Annotated in this window: 25 protein-coding genes; 9 read left to right on the plus strand and 16 right to left on the minus strand. The window is 49.4% G+C overall.

Annotated features, from left to right (window positions below; translation table 11 throughout):
• Window positions 1-91: 91 nt before the first annotated feature.
• The 3 genes from ACEN9X_RS14160 to ACEN9X_RS14170 are packed head-to-tail and all read right to left on the minus strand — an operon-like array spanning window position 92 to window position 3,944.
• Window positions 92-1,291, minus strand: coding sequence for a DUF2252 domain-containing protein (locus tag ACEN9X_RS14160; protein ID WP_413670975.1), 1,200 nt, complete (start codon window positions 1,289-1,291; stop codon window positions 92-94).
• Window positions 1,288-1,746, minus strand: coding sequence for a low affinity iron permease family protein (locus tag ACEN9X_RS14165; protein ID WP_091221172.1), 459 nt, complete (start codon window positions 1,744-1,746; stop codon window positions 1,288-1,290). The genes ACEN9X_RS14160 and ACEN9X_RS14165 overlap by 4 nt, the downstream gene beginning before the upstream one ends.
• A complete protein-coding gene (locus ACEN9X_RS14170) occupies window positions 1,743-3,944 on the minus strand; it encodes a hypothetical protein (RefSeq protein WP_413670976.1) in 2,202 nt (733 codons plus the stop codon). Before ACEN9X_RS14170 ends, ACEN9X_RS14165 begins: the two co-directional genes overlap by 4 nt.
• Window positions 3,945-4,124: 180 nt before the next feature.
• Between ACEN9X_RS14170 and ACEN9X_RS14175 the strand changes: the two genes are divergently transcribed.
• Together ACEN9X_RS14175 and ACEN9X_RS14180 are read left to right on the plus strand one after the other, a co-directional pair.
• Window positions 4,125-5,051 (plus strand): manganese catalase family protein, encoded by a 927-nt coding sequence (locus ACEN9X_RS14175; RefSeq protein WP_413670977.1) that lies wholly within the window; start codon window positions 4,125-4,127, stop codon window positions 5,049-5,051.
• Between the two features lie 248 nt (window positions 5,052-5,299).
• Window positions 5,300-5,770: a CinA family protein gene (locus tag ACEN9X_RS14180; protein WP_413670978.1), complete on the plus strand. Its 471-nt coding sequence runs from the start codon at window positions 5,300-5,302 to the stop codon at window positions 5,768-5,770.
• Here ACEN9X_RS14180 and ACEN9X_RS14185 read toward each other — a convergent pair.
• From ACEN9X_RS14185 to ACEN9X_RS14210, 6 genes are read right to left on the minus strand one after another with little or no spacing between them, the layout of a single operon-like run.
• Window positions 5,757-6,485 carry a DUF3891 family protein gene (locus tag ACEN9X_RS14185; RefSeq protein ID WP_413670979.1) on the minus strand — a complete coding sequence of 243 codons (729 nt, stop codon included), beginning with the start codon at window positions 6,483-6,485 and terminating at the stop codon, window positions 5,757-5,759. The genes ACEN9X_RS14180 and ACEN9X_RS14185 overlap by 14 nt on opposite strands.
• Window positions 6,482-7,462 carry an SDR family oxidoreductase gene (locus ACEN9X_RS14190; RefSeq protein WP_413670980.1) on the minus strand — a complete coding sequence of 327 codons (981 nt, stop codon included), beginning with the start codon at window positions 7,460-7,462 and terminating at the stop codon, window positions 6,482-6,484. The genes ACEN9X_RS14185 and ACEN9X_RS14190 overlap by 4 nt, the downstream gene beginning before the upstream one ends.
• Complete coding sequence (locus ACEN9X_RS14195; protein ID WP_413671137.1) at window positions 7,462-8,124, minus strand: glycoside hydrolase family 130 protein; 663 nt, start codon at window positions 8,122-8,124, stop codon at window positions 7,462-7,464. Before ACEN9X_RS14195 ends, ACEN9X_RS14190 begins: the two co-directional genes overlap by 1 nt.
• Before the next feature lie 18 nt (window positions 8,125-8,142).
• Window positions 8,143-8,514 (minus strand): hypothetical protein, encoded by a 372-nt coding sequence (locus ACEN9X_RS14200; protein ID WP_413670981.1) that lies wholly within the window; start codon window positions 8,512-8,514, stop codon window positions 8,143-8,145.
• Window positions 8,515-8,518: 4 nt separating this feature from the next.
• Window positions 8,519-8,812 (minus strand): DUF3175 domain-containing protein, encoded by a 294-nt coding sequence (locus tag ACEN9X_RS14205; protein ID WP_091221153.1) that lies wholly within the window; start codon window positions 8,810-8,812, stop codon window positions 8,519-8,521.
• Window positions 8,799-10,319, minus strand: coding sequence for an FAD-dependent oxidoreductase (locus ACEN9X_RS14210; protein WP_413670982.1), 1,521 nt, complete (start codon window positions 10,317-10,319; stop codon window positions 8,799-8,801). The genes ACEN9X_RS14205 and ACEN9X_RS14210 overlap by 14 nt, the downstream gene beginning before the upstream one ends.
• Window positions 10,320-10,430: 111 nt before the next feature.
• Here ACEN9X_RS14210 and ACEN9X_RS14215 point away from each other — a divergent pair, with 111 nt between their 5' ends.
• The 6 genes from ACEN9X_RS14215 to ACEN9X_RS14240 are packed head-to-tail and all read left to right on the plus strand — an operon-like array spanning window position 10,431 to window position 14,996.
• The gene (locus ACEN9X_RS14215) at window positions 10,431-11,639 is read left to right on the plus strand and encodes a zinc-dependent alcohol dehydrogenase (protein WP_413670983.1); all 1,209 of its coding nucleotides are present in this window, start codon (window positions 10,431-10,433) and stop codon (window positions 11,637-11,639) included.
• The gene (locus tag ACEN9X_RS14220; RefSeq protein WP_413670984.1) at window positions 11,639-12,427 is read left to right on the plus strand and encodes an SDR family NAD(P)-dependent oxidoreductase; all 789 of its coding nucleotides are present in this window, start codon (window positions 11,639-11,641) and stop codon (window positions 12,425-12,427) included. The genes ACEN9X_RS14215 and ACEN9X_RS14220 overlap by 1 nt, the downstream gene beginning before the upstream one ends.
• Before the next feature lie 5 nt (window positions 12,428-12,432).
• Window positions 12,433-13,278, plus strand: a complete 846-nt coding sequence (locus ACEN9X_RS14225) for an SDR family oxidoreductase (protein WP_413670985.1) — start codon at window positions 12,433-12,435, stop codon at window positions 13,276-13,278.
• A gap of 32 nt (window positions 13,279-13,310) precedes the next feature.
• Entirely contained in the window at window positions 13,311-13,490 is a 180-nt protein-coding gene (locus tag ACEN9X_RS14230) for a DUF6496 domain-containing protein (protein ID WP_091221134.1), read from the plus strand.
• A gap of 1 nt (window position 13,491) precedes the next feature.
• Window positions 13,492-14,499, plus strand: coding sequence for an SDR family oxidoreductase (locus ACEN9X_RS14235; protein ID WP_413670986.1), 1,008 nt, complete (start codon window positions 13,492-13,494; stop codon window positions 14,497-14,499).
• Complete coding sequence (locus tag ACEN9X_RS14240) at window positions 14,496-14,996, plus strand: DUF4142 domain-containing protein (RefSeq protein ID WP_413670987.1); 501 nt, start codon at window positions 14,496-14,498, stop codon at window positions 14,994-14,996. The genes ACEN9X_RS14235 and ACEN9X_RS14240 overlap by 4 nt, the downstream gene beginning before the upstream one ends.
• Before the next feature lie 40 nt (window positions 14,997-15,036).
• On the opposite strand, the gene ACEN9X_RS14245 is transcribed toward ACEN9X_RS14240, so the two are convergent.
• The 7 genes from ACEN9X_RS14245 to ACEN9X_RS14275 form a co-directional block, all read right to left on the minus strand.
• Window positions 15,037-15,237, minus strand: a complete 201-nt coding sequence (locus tag ACEN9X_RS14245) for a hypothetical protein (RefSeq protein ID WP_413670988.1) — start codon at window positions 15,235-15,237, stop codon at window positions 15,037-15,039.
• Complete coding sequence (locus ACEN9X_RS14250; RefSeq protein ID WP_413670989.1) at window positions 15,234-15,527, minus strand: hypothetical protein; 294 nt, start codon at window positions 15,525-15,527, stop codon at window positions 15,234-15,236. The genes ACEN9X_RS14245 and ACEN9X_RS14250 overlap by 4 nt, the downstream gene beginning before the upstream one ends.
• 61 nt (window positions 15,528-15,588) lie before the next feature.
• Window positions 15,589-15,828, minus strand: coding sequence for an Hsp20/alpha crystallin family protein (locus tag ACEN9X_RS14255; protein WP_413671138.1), 240 nt, complete (start codon window positions 15,826-15,828; stop codon window positions 15,589-15,591).
• Window positions 15,829-16,029: a hypothetical protein gene (locus ACEN9X_RS14260; RefSeq protein ID WP_413670990.1), complete on the minus strand. Its 201-nt coding sequence runs from the start codon at window positions 16,027-16,029 to the stop codon at window positions 15,829-15,831.
• A 369-nt stretch (window positions 16,030-16,398) separates the two neighbouring features.
• Window positions 16,399-16,863 carry a hypothetical protein gene (locus ACEN9X_RS14265; RefSeq protein WP_112575339.1) on the minus strand — a complete coding sequence of 155 codons (465 nt, stop codon included), beginning with the start codon at window positions 16,861-16,863 and terminating at the stop codon, window positions 16,399-16,401.
• Window positions 16,864-17,194: 331 nt separating this feature from the next.
• On the minus strand, window positions 17,195-17,362 hold the full coding sequence (locus ACEN9X_RS14270) for a histidine kinase dimerization/phospho-acceptor domain-containing protein (protein WP_190295178.1): 168 nt from the start codon (window positions 17,360-17,362) through the stop codon (window positions 17,195-17,197).
• Between the two features lie 40 nt (window positions 17,363-17,402).
• Complete coding sequence (locus ACEN9X_RS14275; RefSeq protein WP_112575341.1) at window positions 17,403-17,633, minus strand: PAS domain-containing protein; 231 nt, start codon at window positions 17,631-17,633, stop codon at window positions 17,403-17,405.
• 229 nt (window positions 17,634-17,862) lie between these two features.
• Here ACEN9X_RS14275 and ACEN9X_RS14280 point away from each other — a divergent pair, with 229 nt between their 5' ends.
• Window positions 17,863-21,309, plus strand: a complete 3,447-nt coding sequence (locus ACEN9X_RS14280; protein WP_413670991.1) for a PAS domain-containing protein — start codon at window positions 17,863-17,865, stop codon at window positions 21,307-21,309.
• Window positions 21,310-21,350 lie beyond the last annotated feature (41 nt).

Genomic DNA, 21,350 nt, shown 5'->3' on the forward strand with positions numbered 1-21,350 from the left:
GATAATCTATTGAGGCGGAAGCGTTTCTTTTTTTATCTAAATCGATATTTCACCGAAGGCCGTCGGGCTTTCGTTCATGACTATCAGAAATTTATTCTTCATATTTTTCGGTATTATAATCTTTTACAAACTCGTTGTAGTATTGTTTTGTTCTGGCAGCATAGCGTTGTGCGTAGGCGATCACTGCTTCCTGCCATCCGAGGTCCAGCCCAAATGCTATCAGTTCGTCCAAAGTTCCTGAACCCTGCCTCCCGCCGCTGCGCAATTGCGCCGAAGCGGTCAGTGCCGCCATATCGTCTATAACCCGATTCATATCGCGGTAATCTTTCAATAACCTGAACTCGATGCTATCCTTGACCGGCTGCAGTTCCTGGATAATAAAAGCATCGTTTTGAAAGACAGTCGTGCTAAGCAACGCTGCCGGTACATTTTGCATCCGTTGCTGCACGCCGATCGCCCTCGCCGCTTCTGTATCCCAGGCGAGTTGCTGTACCGGTACAAAAGGTATTGCCGAAGAAGCCCGCGCCTGCTTCATATCCAATAGTAAATATTGATTTTTGGCATTGGTGCTTTTCAGTAAGAACAAATACCGCTTGACTCCAATGCTGCCCGTACCTGCCAGACGAAAAACAACGCTTTGTACTTCATAATTATAGGGGCCGTCACTACTGGTTTCAATCCATTCCTGGATATGAGCTTTCAAAGCTTTTCGAAGCGGTCGATCCAGCTTAAAATGCCGTTCATCTTCCAGCGAGAGCATAATGCTTTTCTTTTTACTGACCGTGCGTTTTTTGAGCAGGTCATGATAGGTGCTTTTGGTGGCTCTGGTCAGAAAATCATGAACAATGCCTTTGGCGGTCCGCGGTTCTATGCTGATCGCCCTGCCCTTCGCCAGGGTGGCCGAATAGGTCTTTAAGAATAATCGCGCCATCTTCAGCGCCTTTTTCTCTTCAAAACCAAGGTTATCAAAAGCGATAAAAATGCTGGTGACCATACGCACGGTTTCATAACTGGCCGGCGCTAGCAGCGCCTCGTCAAAATCATTCAGGTCAAAGTACACCAGCTTGTCATCACCTCTATAGCTCCCGAAATTCTCGACATGCAAGTCGCCGCAGATCCAGGCTAGCGGCGATAGTGGCAAGGGTTCGGCAGCTGCCAGGTCTTCGTAAAACAAGTGGCAGGTTCCCCGGAAAAAACGAAACGCATTTTCTGCCATCGCCTCGTATTTTAATTTAACTTTATCCGGCAACAAACCCTGATTAAAAGATTTCAGACGTTCTTTCAGTTTCATTTGGTTTTCAATTGGCGGCTACCGGATTTACGATAGTGGTTTTCTTCCGCGGCATCGATCGAATGCGTCCGGGTCAGGTCATTATCTTCTTCGGCCAGGGTGGATAGCTGTGCATAAAAATGATGTAGGCGGTCCAGTTCCTTCTCGGTGAGGTTCTCACTATCCACGAGGCGGTTGCTGCTACCCTCGTGCGAGGCCAGTAACTCGTTCAACTTTAGGTGAATGGCTTTTGAATCTTTGTTCTGGGATTTCTGAATTAGGAATACCATCAGAAAGGTCACAATGGTCGTCCCTGTGTTGATGACCAGTTGCCAGGTTTCCGAATAGTGGAACAGTGGTCCGGTCACTGCCCAGACCACAACGATCGCAACGGCTATGATAAACGCTGCCGAACTTCCGGCTGCCGCAGTAGCCCAATTGGAAAAAGCCTCAAAAAAGCCTTCTTTCTTTTTCATGACCAATGCATATGAATTGTGCTGTTGCCGGGTACCGTAAATTCCTGATGACCGTTTTTTACTTTTTTGCCGCTGAGTACATTCGTCTTTGTTTTTACAGTAAACGTTGGCAGCACTTTTTTACCTGTCTTTAGGATCTGCATGCGGCAGTGAAAGCGCTCATCTCCTTTAACGCTGAAGCTGAGCTGGCCGGAGCTGTGGCGGAAATGCGCGGTTGGATAATCCAGAAAGATCCAGAAATCCTCACCCGGTACCCGGTAAAAATGCCGGGGGATGATCCCGAAAGCCACGCCCGCCCCGTAAACTTCCTGCCCCACTGTGCCCGACTGTTCCCAGCCGTCGTGGATATCCTCGATCGCGATCCATAATTTATGATCGACCTGCCCGGTCTTTACCTTTTCGGACAACATTTCCTTTGGCAGGTTCGGCGGATAATAATACTGCGCCCGGTTTACCACGTAGCGCAGGAATTCCGGCACCAGGATATTTACCGCAGGCAGGATAGCTTGGTTTTCTGCATAAAGCAAGAAATTATGAAGCGCTGCAAATACTTCCTGCTCTTCGTAAGCCGCCGTATAAGGGGCGTCGTTCAAAGGAAATACTGCAAAAAAGGTAGGATAGTTTCTGGCGTAGCCGTAATCGCAATCCCATAACTGCATATTCTTCACCAGGTTAGCCAGGCATAGATAGGCGAGGTCCAGATACAACTGCTCTTTGGTTTCCTGGTAGAGCCACAACATCGCATTGGCGCCAAACGCCGTATTATTAGCCTGGTAAAACAGGTCGAACCCTTTGCCCTGCAGGGTTTTAGCGGCCCGTTTGGCCTCCAGCAGGTACTTGTTCAGTTTAGTGAGCTGCCACGCATGCAGCATCACCAGCGCGTAAAGCCCGGCGACATCCTTTTCACCGCCTTTCCCGGGCTCGGTCTCCGCTTTGACTACTTCCAGCGTTTCCATGTGATATAACACGGGCCACTCATAATTAAAATGCCGGGCTACCTGGATGGTATAGTCCAGGGAATCTAAAAACAGTTTTTTAGCTTGCTGATCCCCACGAACAGCCAGCCGGCCTAAATTTAGTAAAGGATGATGCAGGTACCAGGAATCCATCACATTAGGTTGTAACTGTTCCTCCTCACCGCTCAACTGACCGGCTAAAGCGGGCAGAAAGCGAACAACTGTTTTTAGTTTTTTGCTATAAAAAGCGTCCAGTCCCTTGCGGATCTTTTGGATCGCTGGCAAATCCGTCTTGCACCAGTCGTAATAATCTGTCAGCGGCATTAAAACCGCTAGCTGTACCATTAATTCCGGCGGCGTCTGGTAATCGGCAACATAGGCGTTCAGGTAGTCCTGTCCCGCGCCATGCGACCAGCAGCCGTGACTGAATTCAAGGTCGTGCAGTCCTTTGCCGACCATCTCCGGCCAGGGATAATATCGGGTTTCCGGTTTCGGCAGTACTAAATAGACATCTGCCAGCAGCTCCAAAAATTGTCTGGCCTGGGCTAGTTCATCTTTAGGGTAGTCCGGATCAAAAGCGATGAAGGCATCAGATATCACCACTTCCCGATGCGCAGGGATTGCTTTATTCTTTAAGGTCGGCGGCAAAGCAAAGCCTAGTTCCGGCCAGCTGCCGCCTACCGTATTGCCTAAAGAGGTTTCTGTTAGCCGGGCATAATCATTCAACGCGGTCAAATTCTGGAAATACAGGAAGGCTCCGCTTTCGGGCCGGTCTAACGTAACATACTGCAAGCCGGAACGCGTGCCCACCTGACTAACCAAAACCGTTCCCGCCATTTCCTGGCTTCCGCCGTCAGGCCCCGTGATAACCATGTCCCGTGGCCAAAAAGGGATCAGTAAGGGCTTATGGAGTTTTATTAGCGTCTGGTACTGGATCACCGGTTTATCCCGTGCCGGAAAGTTCACCAGCACCGTGTAATCGCCGATCGAACCTTTTAGATGCAGCGAAAGACCAAGTTCATGTTTGCTTACGCGGGTAATTTCCAGGTGGTCGTTAGGTGTGTAAGCCGGCCGCAGGACAATCTGTACGCCTAGGGGACAGGTCACGCTTATCCATAATGAATTATTGAGATGATAGATACCGACCGCATACCCAGCCAGATCAAATTTAAACATGGCCGGAAGATCCTGCCCATGAAATAAATTTTGTACTGCTATAGCCCAGGGTGAAAGTCCTTCCATAATAAGCGTAAGCTTGTAAAGTGTGTTATATAACTAAAGGAGTAAATTTTTTGTTTTAAAATTTACTGTTAATTAAATCCTTTAATTAAAAAACATATCTCAGCGCCTTTGGTTGTAAAAATAGCACGATCCTTTCCACCGAGCCGATTCTCTATCAAGTCACCATTAAATTTTACAAATATGTTTCACCACGTTAAAGAATTACAATTCAATGCGCGGGTTTCCAAACCCGACCCCCGCTTCGCTAACTTATTACTGGAACAGTTCGGCGGGGAGAACGGCGAATTAGCTGCGGCCATGCAGTATTTCACACAGGCTTTTGGTGCCAAAGTCCCGCACCCTGACAAATACGATATGCTGATGGATATTGCCACCGAAGAGTTCAGCCATCTCGAGATCGTCGGGGCGACTATTCAGATGCTGCTCAAAGGCGTCAATGGCGAGCTGAAAAATGCAGCTGATAGTTCGGAGATCATGCAGGTAATGAACGGCAAACCCGCCAAGGAGGACATTATCCATCAGGCGGTCTTCGCGAACCCGCAATTTGGGATCATCACCGGCGGCGGAGTTACGCCCCGCAATAGTCAGGGCATTCCCTGGTGCGCTTCTTATATTAATTCTAATGGCGACCTAACGGTTGACCTGCGCAGCAATCTGGCTTCGGAATCCAGGGCGAAACTGGTGTACGAGCATTTGATGAAATTTACCGATGACCCGTACATCCACGAAACGCTGTCCTTCCTGATGACCCGCGAGGTGACCCATTATAAAATGTTCGAAGCGGCGCTGGAAAGCATTCAGCCTAATTTCCCGCCGGCAGTTTTGGCCGCAGATCCGCGATACCTGCAAAATGCCTATAATATGTCTGAAGGAACCATACGCGGTCCCTGGAACGAAGGTGAGATCAAAGGCATGGGCAAGGATTTTGTATATGTAGAAGATCCAATCGCGCAGGCGAAAGAAACCGAGGGGCAGACCAAGCTCGCGGAGGACTTCACGAAGGAGATGAAGACCAAAGACAAAACGGATAAGCAAATGAGTGCGGAAAAAAGTGCGGAGGTAAGAAACGCGGAACCCGATGGCGTGGCGCAGTGGAGCACTTATTAACGAAAAAGGAAGTAATCCCCGGCAAGAGGACGGCCGCAAGGCCGTTTTCTAAAAACTATTAATACAAACCGAAGCCAGCGTCAATATAGGCGCTGATATTAAGGGATTCGCTGCCAAGACCGCGCCGGTGCAGCATCATTTGAACGAGATCACAAAGATCGAGACCAACTTTAAATACCCTTTCAAAGTATATATTTTTGATCTCCGCCTCCGTGCAGCGCGATTTTCCTTTTACGTTTTATTTTATCATGGAACAAAAGATCGCAGAGTGCGCCCAACTGCTGGCGGAACAGAAATTGCGAATTGCTTTCGTGGAGAGCGCCACGGCCGGCTGGCTCTGCTCGGAATTTGCTTTGACAGAACAATCGGGGCAGGTACTGGAGGGTGGCATCACCTGTTATAATGCAGATCTGAAAAAAAGCCTGCTGGGCGTACCCCACGAACTGATCGAAAAATATACGCCAGAATCTCAGGAAGTGACCGACGAGTTGGCGCGGCGGTTAGGGAAACTCATGCCGGCTGACATTTTTGTAGCCGTGACCGGCCTGACAACGCCCGGGGGCAGCGAGACTGCTGAAAAGCCTGTGGGTACGATGTTCGTGTCGGTTCTCGTCAAAGATCACCTTTTTTCGGAACGCTATGAATTCAAAGGCAGCTGCGAAGAGGTCATCAAGCAAACGATCATTGCGGCGGCGGCCCTGGTGATCAGTCACATTTGAATGTCCAGCGTTTTTCAATGACCTCGGCTTCCGGGAACGCCGACCGGAACCCCGCCGCATTTTTAAAAGCTAATTGCGGAATGAGCCGCGTTTCAAAGTTAAACGCGAAACCGGAACTTTCAAACGGCCAGGGCCTTTTTGTCAGCGTTTGATCAGCCAGTTGGATGAGCTGGTGATTCCTGTTATCCGGCCCCTTGCTGATCTCAATCGCGCGCGCCTCAGGCTGGTTCCCATGCTGGCAAAGCAGCAAGGACAAAGCATCACACCATTCCAATAAGCGATAATCCCTTTGCGCTTCAGCCAGACTCATACCCAGCTCCTTCTGCCAGCGTTTCTGCAGCTTTTTTTGTTCCTGCAGGAATGCACGGCCTTGCGCATGATGCATGCACTCCGCGCCGTAAACGAAATCCAGATGAATGGAACAAAGCAAAGCAATATAACGGCTTTTAGATAATGCGAAATCCATCGTTTGGGTGCAGTGCCGCTGTTCAAAGACTTTCATTTTAAAGTCCACCGGGCCGCCCTGCGGGGTCAGCAGGTTATTGCGTTCCAGTTCTATTTGCGCATCGTCATGTTCAGCGATCGCCATGAGCAGTTCCGTCCAGCGTTTGGTCCTGGCGCTCTGTTTCCATTGCTGCGCGATCTGCGCGGCCAGCAGGCCGTGCGCCCGCTGCGTAACTATTTCCCAGCCCGCTTCGGTATAATTGACTATCATTTCTTTTTACTCATCAGATATAAACCTAATGCCATGCCAGCAACCAAAACGCCCGCCATATATTTTCGGTGCGCTTTGGGTTCACCCGGCAAACCGAAACCGCCGTGGGTACTCAGGCCGTAATCTACAGTCGTAAACACATTGCCGTCACTGAGTGCAATCAGATCAGCCGACTTTAGGTATCTGCGCATCACAAAACTTGTCATTTTGGTCATCGATTCCGGAAGCACCGCATGGCCTATTTTCAGTAAAATTGAAATGCTGCCTACATAGGTGTTTGCAGTTGGGGCAACAGCTACTTTTACCATGGCCCTGGCCAGCCGGAACGGGTCATAAACAGGGGGAGCCGGCTTTAAAACTTTAGCGGTATAATTGCCGGCATGCTGAATGCCGGGGGTATCTAAAAATGCGGGAAACAGGTCGCACACATAAATATCCGGCCATTCCGATAATTCGCCCTTCAAGGCTTCCGACCAGCCGCGTAAGCCGAATTTGGCAGCAGTATATCCTGCGCCGTAAGGCACCGGCAGAAAGCCGCCGATGGAGATGTTATTGATGATCGTGCCATAACCCTGTGCTTTAAATATCGGCAGCACGGCGTGCGCCCCGTTCATATAACCCAGCAGGTTCGTTTGAATAACCTGCTCGTGTACTGCCATCGGCGTTTTATCGAAATCGCCCGCGGCAAGGACCCCGGCATTATTTAGCCAGACATCGATTTTTCCCTGCCAGTCGTTCGCGGCGTTAGCTAAGGCGATCATCGCTTTGCTGTCGCTGGTATCCGTAGGCACGATAAGGGCCTGTGCGCCAAATGCCTCGCATTCGGTCTTCACCTCCTCAAGAGCTTCTTCGTTACGGGAAGCCAGTACCAAATTAGTTTGGTATTTCGCGAATTCGAGGGCGGCAGCCCGTCCTGCACCGCTGGAGGCCCCTGTGATAAGGATGGTTTTTCCCTGTAATTTTTCTAGCTTCCTCATTAATCGCAACTTAGTTTAGACAAAATTTCCTGAATTGAAAAATGCGCGCCGCAGACGAATTCATCCGCCGCGCCATAATAAATGGTGAGCAGATCACCGTCCACGATATGTCCGTTAGTGAAAACGACATTCCCAAAGAAGCCGCTGAGTTCATAGGCGTTGGTCGGTACCATGATCGGATCTTTGGTACGACCGATCACTTTTGACGGATCGTTCAGATCCAGCAGGAAGGCACCCAGACAATATTGATGCTCGGCATTAGCCCCGTGATAGATCTCGAGCCAGCCCCCTTTAATACGGACAGGTGCCGCGCCCGCACCCACACGGGCGCTATCCCACATTCCGGGGCGTGTTTTTATAAGGCATTGATGGTTGCCCCACTGGCGGGTATCAGAAGATTCGGCCAGCCAAATATAATTGCCGCCAATTTCCTTGCTGCTTGGGCGGTGGAGACAATAATATTTGCCATTTACCTTCTCCTCGAAAATCGCGCAGTCCTTATTATGCGGCGGCAGGATCATTCCGCCGGACTCAAAATGCTGCCAATCCTTGGTGGTCTTCAGGCCAACGCCGACCCCATTGTCGGACACCGCAGTATAGGTCAGGTAGTAGGTATCATCCATCTGGCTAACCCGGCAATCTTCAATGCCGAAGCGTTCCAGGCAGCCTTTGCCAAATAATTACGTATTCAATGGCGGTTCCAGGAAATGGATGCCATCGTCGCTGCTTAATATACGTAAATGTGATACGGTGGTCAGGTAATCCAGTCCTTTATAGCTGATCACACGTGCGTCCGTAGCGATCAGGTCCGGGTCGTTCAGCGGCACTTCGATGATCTCTGTGTTGCCGGTGGCGTTGAGCGCAAGAAAATAGATCACGCCTTCTTTTTGCGTTACACCTTCGGCTACGCGCACCAGCATCCAGGTCTTACCATTAAAGCGGAAAACCCCCGGGTTGAGCAGGCTGATGATCTGCAGACCTGCTACGCTTGGTGTCAGGTCTTTGGGCATCAGTAGTGGGTTTTCGGGAAAGCGGTCTGCTAAATCTGTCATATCCCTATTTTTCAGCTTTCCCGAAAAGTTTACGCAGCTTGTTCTTGGCTTTTTCCAGTGGCGCTTTCTGACGTTTGCTCAGGTTGCGCCCGGCGCGGTTCTCATAAAAATTGAGCATAGACATCGCGCTTTGAAAAGGTGAAGCTTTCCTTCGTTTGCTTTCTTCGGCTGAATGCTTGAGTGAGCCCGCGATCTTATCAGGGTCTTTGGATTTGAAAATATCTTTTTCCAGGTCGAGTGCATCACTCTGCTGAGTGACTTTGCCTGACCATTTTTTAACATGCTTATTTGTTTTCATTGATATTGAGCGTAAGAAGATCTTTTGTTGCAGGCCCTGTTAATACTTTTCCGCGAATGTCATAGCGCGCACCGTGACAAGGGCAGTCCCAGCTTTTCTCCTCGCCGTTCCAGCTGACGATACAGCCTGCATGAGTGCAGACCGGGTTTAGGGCATGAATGTTTCCTGCTTCGTCGCGGTAGGCGGCGACCTTTTGTCCATCTACTTCCACCACCTTGCCGGTGCCAGGCTGTAATCTTTTCAACGAATCGGTTTCGTGAACTTTTACCCGGTCGGCAACGAAGTGATACGCCACGTCAGCATTCTCTTTGACAAATTCGCTGAAGCTGTCCAGTGGCTTGATTCGCGCGGCGCTGAAAAGTTTTTCGTATTTATTCGGTTGGTTGCGGACCATATCGCTGAGAATTTTACCGGCGACGCTACCTAACATCATTCCGTTGCCGTTATAGCCGGTCGCGCAGTAAATACCTTCAGCCGCCATCGGCATTTGTCCGATATATGGCAAGCCATCAACGGGTACATAATATTGTGATGACCAGCGATATTTAACAGAGGAAACGCTATAATATTTGCGGACGTATTGATCGAGATTGGCGAAAGCCTTGTCCGGGTCTTCGTGGCCGGTCTTGTGATCCAAACCACCTACCAATAGCAGTTCTTCGCCGTTAATAACATGGCTGCGCACGTAATGATACGGCTCCTGCGAATCGTAGATCAGTGCTTCGGGATATTTGCCGCTTTTGAGTTTTACCGCCATCACGTAACTGCGGTAAGGCGCGCATTCAAAATTGAACAAATTAATGTTAGGCGGCATGTGCGTGGCGTAGACAACGGCTTTGGCCTGTATGTCGCCTGAAACGTGGATTCCGTCTTTCGTCTCAACGCCGGTGATCAGGGTATTAATTTTGACCCTTCCACCTGCAGCCAGGAACGCTGTTTGCAAATCCTGCAAGTATTTGAGCGGGTGAAACTGCGCCTGTCTATCCCAAACCAGGGCTTTTTTGAACGGTACAGGTGTCGGAACCTGATCGGTATAAGCAACGGGTACACCGACCTTAACAGCCCCCCGGTAGATCTCATCCAGTTGTTTCACTTCATTGTCGGTCTCTGCATAGAGGTAGCCGGGTTTGCTTTCAAAATCGCAGTCCTTTTGCCGGCTGCTGATCAGCGCAAAACCTTCTGCGATGGCTTCAGCAAATAATTTAGCGCCGTCTTCGCCAAAGGCACTTTCTGCTTCGCGATAAGTTGTATCGGCAAAGGTGTTGATGTGAGCGCTGGTGCCGCCGGTGGTGCCAAAGCCCGGTGAGTGTGCCTCGGCTAAAATGACCTGCTTGCCCGCTTCCTGCAATAAAAGGGCCGTGGTCAAACCTGTGATCCCGCCGCCGACCACCAAAGCATCATAAACAAGATCGTTTTTCGTAGCCGGAAAGGCTTTTAACACAGGTTCCTGCCAGGGGCTTTGTGACGCGCCGTCACGTGTAGTTATGAGTTGAGTTTCTGTTGCCATACAATTACTACAAAAGGTGGAGGGACAGTGTTTTAAGTTATTTCATTTATTATTAAACAAAAAAATTTACTTCAGGTTAATTAAAGACATCAGAACTTAATCGATCTACTTATGAAAGCAGCAGTATTTCACAAACCCGGCGACATCCGCTATGACACGGTCGAAGACCCGCGTCTGCTGGAGGATTCAGACGTTATTTTAAAGGTCACCTCGACCGCGATCTGCGGTTCCGATCTGCATATTTTAAGCGGCGGCGTTCCGCAACCCGAACCCATGGTGATGGGCCATGAGTTTATGGGTATCGTGGAAGAAGTAGGTAAGGGGGTGAAGAATTTGAAGAGGGGCGACCGAGTGGTCGTTCCTTTTCCGATCTCCTGCGGGCATTGTTTCTTTTGCCAGCATGATGCATCGCCGGCCTGCGAGAATTCCAACTACAAACATTACGGCCCTAACGGCGACATAGCCGGTCAAAAAGGCGCAGCCTTATTTGGTTACACCGATCTGTATGGCGGTTATTCCGGTGGACAAGCGGAGTATGTACGTGTACCTTATGCGGACATCAGCCCAAGAGTGGTGCCGGAAAACATGAGCGATGAACAAGTATTGTTCCTGACCGATATTTTCCCTACTGGCTGGTCGGCCATCGACTGGGCGCAGTTAAAGGGCGGCGAAGTGGTAGCCATATTCGGCTCTGGCCCGGTAGGTTTGATGGCGCAAAAGGCGGCCTGGATCAACGGTGCCAGCCGGGTGATCGCGATCGATCCGCTGAACTATCGCCTGGAAAAAGCTAAAGCAGTTAATAAAGTCGAAACCCTGAACCCGCATGAAGTGGACGTAGTAGAAGCCATTCGCGCCATGACCGGCGGCCGGGGCGCGGACGTATGCGTGGATGCAGTGGGTTTTGAACCGGAGCGAGATATCCTGGACAAAGCCAAAGCGCTGATTAATTTTGAAGTAGGCAGCATGAAAGTGCTGGATACGGCTTTTAAAGCGGTACGGCGCATGGGTACTGTTTCGATCGTAGGCGTATACGGTTCCACTTATGATAACTTCCCGCTGCACCGTGTTTTTGATAAAGGCATTACGCTGAAAATGGGCCAGGCACCGGTTTTGAATTATATCGATCACCTGATCGAACTCGTGAAAACCGAAAAAGTGGTACTGGACGATATCATCACTCATACGCTGCCGTTGAGCGAAGTAACCCACGGTTACGAGATTTTTAATAAGAAAGAGGAAGACTGCGTGAAGGTGGTACTTAAACCCTGGGAGCAGCGCAAAGAAACGGAAAACAAGGAACCTGTAAAGATCGAGAACTAATGGAAAATCAACGAAAAACCGCTTTGATCACCGGCGGAACGAGCGGGATCGGCAAAGAACTGGCGAAACTTTTCGCTAAAGACAACTATAATTTGATCATCGTGGCGCGGGACCAGGCCGAACTGGACAGCACCAAAAATGAATTGCAAAGTTTTGGTATTACGGTCAAAACGATTGCGAAAGACTTGTCCGACATGGAACAGGCCAAGGCGCTTTGCAGTGAAGTGACCGAACAGGTAGATGTGCTGGTGAATGATGCGGGCCAGGGTGTCTATGGTTTATTTAAGGACAATGAGCTGGAAAAAGAGCTGGGCATTATTCACCTGAATATCTGCGCCACAGTAATCCTGACCAAACATTTCGTAAGACAGATGGCCGGGCGCGGCGAAGGTAAGATCCTGAACCTCGGTTCGGTAGCCGGCAAACTGCCGGGACCCTGGCAGGCGGTGTATCATGCCACCAAGGCTTTTGTCTTATCCTTTACGACCGCCATCCGGGAAGAGTTGAAAGATTCGGGTATCACGTTTACCGCACTGATGCCGGGCGCAACCGATACGGATTTCTTTAATAAAGCGGGTATGCTGAACAGCAAGATCGCGCAGGATAAGGAAGCGCTTTCTGATCCTGCGGATGTGGCTAAGGAAGGTTATGAGGCTTTAATGGCAGGCAAAGACCGGGTAATCGCTGGCTGGAAGAACAGTTTAGAGGTTCACGCCGCTAACCTGATGCCGGACAGCGCGGTCGCACACACGATGTATGAACAGCAAAAACCAGTAAACCAACAATAACAATCATGGCCAAGACACCTGCAAAACAAAACCGGCAGCCGGGCATCGAAGCGAAGATGGACCCGGCGCCGGAATATATCAAAAGCAGCTATGCCGGTTCGGGCAAGCTGCAGGATAAGGTTGCCCTGATCACGGGCGGTGATTCGGGGATAGGCCGCGCGGTCAGCGTGCATTTCGCCCGCGAGGGTGCGGATATAGCTATCGTATATTTAGATGAAGATATTGACGCGCAAGAAACCAAAAGATTGATCGAAGCGGAGGGCCGTAAATGCCTGCTTATCAAAGGCGATGTAAAAAAGGCCGCCTTTTGCAAAAAAGCGGTGGCACAGACGGTCAGTAAACTAGGGAAACTGAATATCCTGATCAACAATGCCGGCATGCAGTTCCCGCAAAAAGACCTCAGGAAGATCGATGAAAAGCAACTGGAGGATACTTTCCGTACCAACATCTTCGCTTATTTCCACTTTGCCAACGAGGCACTGGAGCACCTGGGGGAAGGCGATTGCATCATCAATACGACCTCGGTTACGGCCTACCGTTCCTCACCCAACCTGATCGATTATTCCTCGACCAAGGGCGCGATCACGAGCTTTACCCGTTCTCTGGCTACCAATTTGACCGACAAAAAGATCAGGGTAAACGCAGTCGCGCCGGGTCCGGTCTGGACGCCACTCATCGTGGCGACGTTTGATGAGGAAAAGATCAAATCGTTTGGCAGCGAGACGGCCATGAAACGTGCCGGTCAACCTTCGGAACTGGGTCCGGCTTACGTATTCCTGGCGTCGGATGACGCTTCCTTTATTACGGGGCAAGTGATCCATGTCAACGGCGGGGAGGTAGTTAACGGTTAATTCAATTCAAACAATAACTAATAGCAATCATTATGGCTAAGTACTCAGAAAAAGCACAGGACAAGGTCCACAAGGCTTTACACGAAGAAAAAGAAGGCACGCTGGAAAGCGGCCGCAGCGGTAAAAAAGTAACCAGTAAAAAACAGGCGATCGCCATCGGGTTATCCGAAGCCCGGAAGGAAGGCGCCAAAGTCCCTAAAAAGAAAGATTAACATGAATGAAGAAAATAAAGTGACCCGGCGCCAGGTGGTGGCCGGGTTAGGTACCGCGCTGGCGGCGGCGGCGGTATCACCCGCCTTTGCCGGTAACGGCTTGAATTTGAAAAATGCGGATGGCGCCGTGAAGATCAGCGATCCGACTACGCTTTACCCTAAACCGCCATTTAAAAGCCAGCCACAGCCCTGGCCGGGTTTGCAGAGCAAAATGGACCCGATACCCGATTGCGGGGAAACCAGCTATAAGGGCTCCGGCCGTTTGATGGGACGCAAGGCTTTGATCACCGGTGGTGATTCAGGTATGGGGCGTGCGGCGGCTATCGCCTATGCCCGCGAGGGCGCAGACGTGGCAATCAACTATTACCCGACCGAAGAACCCGATGCGCAGGAAGTCATCGCCCTGATCAAAAAAGAAGGACGCAAAGCGATCGCCATTCCCGGCGATCTGCGCAGCGAGGAATTTTGTAAGTCTTTGGTGCAAAAAGCAATTGCGGGTTTGGGCGGTTTGGACATTATTGTCAATAATGCCGGAAGGCAGCAGTCGATCAATTCCATTGTGGATGTAACCACGGAGGAATTTGATTCGACGATGAAGACCAATATTTACGCACCATTCTGGATCATCCGCGAGGCGCTGCCGCATTTGCCGCCGGGATCGGCGATCATTGGTACGACCTCGGAACAGGCTTATGACCCTTCACCGGATCTTTATGCTTATGCACAAACCAAGGCTGCAACGATGAACTATGTGAAGTCGCTGGCCAAGCAGCTGGGGTCGAAAGGCATCCGGGTGAACGGCGTGGCACCCGGGCCGGTCTGGACGGCTTTACAGATCAGCGGCGGCGCCCAGCCGGAAAAGCAGCAGATGTTCGGTAGCTGGACAATGCTGGGCAGACCGGGGCAGCCTGCTGAGCTGGCGTCTATCTATGTACAATTGGCAGCCGCCGATGCCAGCTTTGCCAGCGGCCAGGTCTATGGGGCCTCGGGAGGGGTCGGACAGCCATGAGAAAGTTATGGTTATTCGCTCTACTGGGCTTTGCCACAGAGGCCAAGGCTCAGATCCCGCAGCCGGACCCGGACACAACGGCCAAACATTTTCTGATCGTCGCCAGCATCAAGAATTTGCAGGAAGTCAGTTCAGGTCAGTTGGCTGTGCAGAAAGCTACGAATGCTGAAGTCAAAATGTTCGGCCAGATGATGGTGAAGGACCATGGTGATGCAGAACAAAAGTTGTTGGATTTGGCTAAAAGCCGTGGTTATGCCTTGCCGGCCGCTGCGACCGGCGGCATAAAGCCCGACATTATGCTGGCACATGCCGGTGCGAAATTTGATCAGCTGTATGTGCACGGTATGGTCAGCGGTCACCGGAACACGGTGGATATTTTCGAGAATTATTCGACCACGGGCAAGGATCCGGCCGTCAAAGCGTTAGCACAGCAAATGCTGCCGATGCTGAAGCATCACCTCACGGAAATTCGGGCTATCGATCAAAAGCTGAAATAATAAAAAGAGGCGGAGATACTCCGCCTCTTGACAAACCGCATTACATTTGTCCTGCCCAATCATCATCACTGTTCCGCCGGAGCAGGATCATAGCGAACCAAATAATGAAGCAGATGCCGAGCAGGTCTTTCAGCCCGGCAGGTATATGCCCTCGGTGTAGCCATTGCATTCCAGTCCACAGCGCCAGTAGCAGCATGCCAAGCACTCCAGCCAATGGCGCCGGAAGATTTTTTTGCTTCATAGCATTTCCTCCAGGTTTTTTAGCCGAAAGATCTCCCTGGCGATCAGCTTGCAATTGTAGCCAAGCTCGTCCAGCGTGCAGCAGATCGTCCTGATCTTTACCGGCAAGTCATTTACCGTTTCCATTAAGTCGATATGCAGCGGGCAGCCGTCCCGGAGTTGCTCGGACCCTTTCAGCTGACCGAACAATCCATAGGCCGCCTCCCGGTCATTGCCGAAAAAGTACTGCCCATAATCTGTGAATCCCTGCAGTGTCTTTACGCTCATCAGGATATAAAATTGTGTTTTCATGGTCGTGTTAAACACTAAGAGCCCCTTGCGCAGGAGCTCTTGTATTAAAAACTAATTACACTTATTTGATCTCGATCTGGCGGCGCACCGCTTTGGCCTCGTCGCGTTTGGCAATATCAATGCGGAGGATACCGTCGGTATAGGAAGCATCGATCTGACTGTGATCAGCGCTGTCCGGCAGCGTGAATGAACGCACAAATGAACTGTAACTGTACTCGCGCTTGTTATAGCTCTTTTGGCTGTCATTTTGTTCCGACTGCTGTTCCACCGAAATGGTGAGCTGGTTGCGTTCCAGATTCAGCTAGAAGTCGTCTTTTTTCAATCCCGGTGCAGCCAGTTCAACTTGGTAGCTATTCTCGCTTTCGCTGATATTAACAGCCGGCACTCGGGTGATCATGCGGTCGCTGAAAAATGTGTCGTTAAAGATTGATTCGAAAACATCATTAACTCCTGGTAATAATGTGTTGTTGCGTTTGTTGTTGTTGAATTTAACTAAGGTCATGGCCTTTTCTCCTTTAAATGTTACTCTAAAAAATTAATGTCAATTGTTAATTAAACTATACGCATATGGTCAAGCAGCGTGCCAACAGTCTGACAATGAAAATTTTCAGTTTCCGGCTGCAATTTTTTCAGATGCAAGGTCAATATTTCAGTAGCAACGCGCCTAACCCGCCATTCGCTGCAGGGTGCGGCGGTTCATGATTTTTCGTCGCCAGCGTCATGGGCTGGAAATTGTAATCTCCCTGCAGCCAGTCAGTGAAGTTTTGGTCTCCTTACCCAAGCACTTTACATATTGTTGATACGCCAGGCGATTTCTTTTTCCAGAAGCTCGCTCAGCGCCAGTGCACCGGATATAATATTTTTCTCAATTTTACGCAGTTTTAGTTCCTTCAGATGTCAGCGTCATTTTATAAGCTATAGTTGCAGCCACAGCAAAAACAATGTGTGCCGGGATCCGTTGCAGATAGTAGTGGCTGTAGTTTATCCAGGGCGGCAAAGGATGCGCTTTAAAAGTGGCTTTCCAGATCAGGTAACCCAGGAATCCGCTGAGCGTACCGAGTATCAACCCGTTTTTTATGCTGTGTTTGATCTTACGATGTTCCCATAACTCCACATAGATAGCTGCAAAAACGAGCCCCATCGCATAATGGGCGCCCCACCCGGCAATTGTTTTCGCGTTACGCGATAACTGAGGTACCAGGCGGCTGATCAAGGTTTCCAGATGCTTAGGTTCTCTGAAATTCTCCTGAAATAAAACGGACATGAGCTCGCTGCCGGCTGTCATGACCGTAGTTCCGGCGATACCGGTTAGTGCCGTTTTTGAAAATTGATCCATAATCCGAACAAGACAATATCCGTGCCGCGTGGGTCCGGGTTAAAACCCGGCTTCGACATCGGGTTCAGTGTTGTTAAATTCGAACTAAAAAGGGTTCGCTGTGTGCTAATGACTACAGATGTTTTTAACTGCGGGCTAATTGCTACAGATGGTTTTCGGTTATCTCGTGAAACAATATTTTTACTCGCGCGCATAGTCTTAACATTCCTGGATCATCTCTTTAATCCTCCGAACACCTCTGTGAGTGTCGATATCCATGCCATCAGGTGCGGTGCATCTGTGTTGACTTGTGCCAGTTAATGAGAGAAAGCTTTAGGGCCGCGCATCAGCTTTACATAGCCTCCAACCGTATCAACGGCTGCGGTGAAACGGGTTTTAATAGAGGCCGTCCACTTTTCCTGGCTATGCGTTGCGGGATCTGCAGAGAACCTTTCAAACTGGTTACCGGGGTTTTCAGTTCATGGCTGGCTATGCTCATAAACTCATCCTTTTTACGCATGAGTTCCTCAGTCGCGGAGTGTGCCTTAATCAGTTCGTTCTCAATAGCCTTTTGGCTGATAATATCGATAATCGACCAACAAGACGGTAAGGTGTCCTGAATTCATCTTCCAGGATAATGCCCCGGTCGAGATATAGGCATAATTACCATCTGACTTCAAAAAACGGTATTCAGGAGACCAGTTATTTGCATGGTCATTTATTGCGTCGTAAACACTATCGTGTACGCGGTCGCGATCTTCCGGATAAACTTTGTCAAACCAGAAGCTGATCTAGTTAGTTTCATCATTACGGGCATAAGGGGCATTTGTCAAAAATCATGTTGCCTTTTATTATTCATCCTATCGTGCAAATGCGTCAAACTCCCCATCCTGTTTTTTCAATGAGCGGGTATAATTTCGGGGAGAAATTTAAAAAAAAATGGGCATGTTATACTCGCTTTCCAACAATTTGGAGGTTTTTTAGTTATAAGGGGAAACATTTAAAAGCCCCCAAATAACCGTGGACGAGGAATATGCTTTTTTAGCCGGGAGCGGCGAACATCATGAATTGATTAAACAAACCGACTGGTCAGCGACCAGTTTGGGCGAGCCAAATTTATGGCCGGACAGCTTAAGGTCAGCGATCAGCATTGTACTCAACTCCGGCTTTCCGATCGCAATATATTGGGGTACGGATTTCAGTCTGATTTACAATGAACCCTGGAGCTCGATCCCCGGACAAAAACATCCCTGGGCATTGGGTAAACCAGGTGCGCAAGTCTGGACAGAAATATGGGGGGGCCTAAAAGAGGAATTTGACTCGGTTTTATACCAAGGGGCATCTTACCGTCGCCCTGACGCTCCACTTTATATGCATCGGTTTGGTTACACGGAAGAATGTTATTTTGATTACACGCTTTCTCCCATCAAAGCAATAGATGGTAGTATTGGCGGTGTCTTTAATGCCGTGATAGAAACCAGCTTCCGAGTAATCAATGATCGCCGCAATCAGCTACTTGTCGCACTGATGAATAGGAAAAACGAGGCACACCGATTGACCGAAGCGGTGCAGATCATCAAAGAGGTTTTGCAAACGGCCCAGGCAGATCTCCCGTGCTTCGCAATTTATGGTATTCGAAAGAACGATCACGCAGCAATCCTGGCCTCCGCTGGCTGGGATGTCGATCGCTTAGAACCTGTTTCCGACGGTCACGTTCACGATATTCATTTGATATATCCCGATGACATCAATCATTTCTGGCCTGAACCCCTGGTAGAAGCTTATGCCGCACCAATTGCCCACGGGGATGCCGAAATGCAGGGGCAGTTCGTGTGCGGGATTTCTGCGCGCAAACGACTTGATAAGGATTATTCTTTTTTCATCGAAAGCGCAGCCTTGCACATCGGAACGATCCTGAATAACTCGCTGGCTTACGAACTTAGTAAGGAATTTCAAAATCAGCAAACGCTGAACCAAGAACTGGCTGCGGCAAATGAGGAACTCACCGCCACCAATGAAGAATTAAATTCCACTCAGGAAAATCTTTACCAGCTAAATGCTGAGCTGGAGGAACGTGTTAATAAGCGCACCTCAGAACTGCGTTTGGAGCGCGACAAATTACGACGCTTTTTTATGAATGCGCCCGCCGGTATTTGTATTTTGTCCGGCCCGCAACTCATTTTCGAACTGGTCAATGGCCCATACCAGGAATTCTTACCGGAAAGGGAATTACTCGGGCGTCCGATATTTGAGGCCTTGCCGGAAATTGAACATCAGCCAATCGGTGACATCATCCGTAATGTTTATAACAGTGGAGAAACCTATCAGGGAAATGAACTTTTAGTACCGCTGACCAATCCTTCCGGCGATCTGGTAGACAGGTTTTTTAATTTTACCTATCAACCCCGTACTGACCCATCAGGCGCGACGGATGGTATTATGGTGTTCGTTTACGACGTTACTGAACTCGTTCGCGCACGCAAGCATTCTGAGAAGGTTGAATCCGATCTCCGGGACTTGGTGATGAATTCCCACTATCCGCTAATGATACTGCGCGGCCCCGAATATATAGTGGAGATCGCCAATCGCCCTTTGGCAGATTTCTGGTATAAAGAGCTCGAAGAAATTACCGGACAAAAACTCATGGATATTTTACCGGAATTGATCGACCAGCCTTTTCCTGCCCTACTGGCGGATGTTTATAAAACCGGAGAACCTTACGGGCAGGAAGAGGAAATATTTTATGTGGAAAGTGAAACAGGACGACTGACAAAATATATCAGTTTTTATTATGACCCGATCAAAAGCCCTGACGGGCATGTAAATGGTATCATCGTTACGGCTTCCGACATTACCGAAATGGTGAAATCGCGTCATTTGCTTCAGGAGAGCTACAGTGAACAACAATCCCTGACCGAAGAGGTGGCGGCCACTAACGAGGAACTGGTAACGACCAATGAGGAACTCAGCGAAACACAGCGTTTGTTAGAGCAGACGATTACCGGATTAAAGCAAAGCGAGGAAAGGTTTCGGTTTTTGCTGAATGCTATACCTCAGCAGGTTTGGACTGCCAAACCTGATGGTGCGCTCAATTATGTTAATGATGTTGTTCGTGATGATTTTGGTGATGATTCCAATGAAACCATTGTGGGTAACGGTTGGCGGAATTACGTTCATCCGGATGATCTGCAAGGAGCCCTGGAAAAATGGGCCCGCTCGCTTCATAATGGCCGTGAATACCTGACCGAATTCCGTTTGCTTTTCGCTGACGGGAATTACTACTGGCATTTGTCACGTGCGCTGCCCCTGATCGAAGAAGACCGGATCGTATTGTGGGTGGGTACCAATACCAATATTCACCAGCAAAAGACCAACGAGTTCAAGAAGGATGAGTTTATCAGTATTGCCAGTCATGAGTTGAAAACGCCCTTGACTACCATCAAGGCATTTTTTCAATTGACGCAGCGGGAGATCAATCAGCAACCGCGCATCCAGCCGCTGATCGGCAAAGCGCAACGGCAACTGGACCGGCTTGGCCGACTTATCGATGACCTGCTTGATGTATCCCGCATCAATGCCGGGAAAATGATCTATCATAGGGAAGAATTTAACTTTAAGCTCATGTTGCGCGAGGTTGTTGAAAGTATGCAGCATACGACTAATACCCATCAGATTATGCTGGCCACGGATTGTCAGGTTACATACAACGGCGATCAGCACCGCATTGAGCAGGTGATGGTCAACCTGATCGGTAATGCGCTCAAATATTCGCCGGACGCAGATCAGGTTATTGTACGTTGCGCGCAGGAAAACCAAAACCTCATCGTTTCTGTAGAGGATTTCGGGATAGGTATCCCTGAAGAACACCTCAAAGGCCTGTTTGACCGGTTCTACCGTGTCGATAATTCATCCGCAAGATTTCAAGGCCTTGGCCTGGGTTTATTCATCGCGGCGGAGATCGTGAAGCGCCATGGCGGCAGTTTTTGGATCGAAAGCATCCCTGACAAGGGTTCAACTTTTTTCTTTTTACTGCCATTAAGCGGGCAGCAGGAGTTTTCAGATATCGCGACCGACCAGCAGAGTTATTATGAAGGTAGTTTTATCTCTGTCTCTTATCAGCACGATGGCGAATATATGGATGTGGACTGGAAAGGCTACCAGAACTATGACTCCGTGGTAAAAGGCTGCGAGATCATGCTCGATCTGATGAAAAAAAATCACTGCTCGCTGGTATTAAATAATAACAGTTCTGTCAAAGGTAACTGGTCTGAAGCGTCGGACTGGGGTGCAGAAGTCTGGTTCCCGGCGATGGCAAAAGCCGGCCTGAAGAAATTCGCCTGGATTTATTCACCCAGTACTTTTAGTCGGATTGCGGCAGGAAAGAGCCTGCCTTCCGAATATGACACCGTAAAAGTCGCTTTTTTTGATGATAAGGAAACGGCTGTGCAATGGCTGTTAACCCGATAGGCATTCTTTGAAAAAGTGTATCAAAAAAAGGATGTTTTAAA

Origin of the sequence: Mucilaginibacter sp. Mucisp86 (assembly GCF_047324315.1) — a bacterium.
Taxonomy (GTDB): Bacteria; Bacteroidota; Bacteroidia; order Sphingobacteriales; family Sphingobacteriaceae; genus Mucilaginibacter.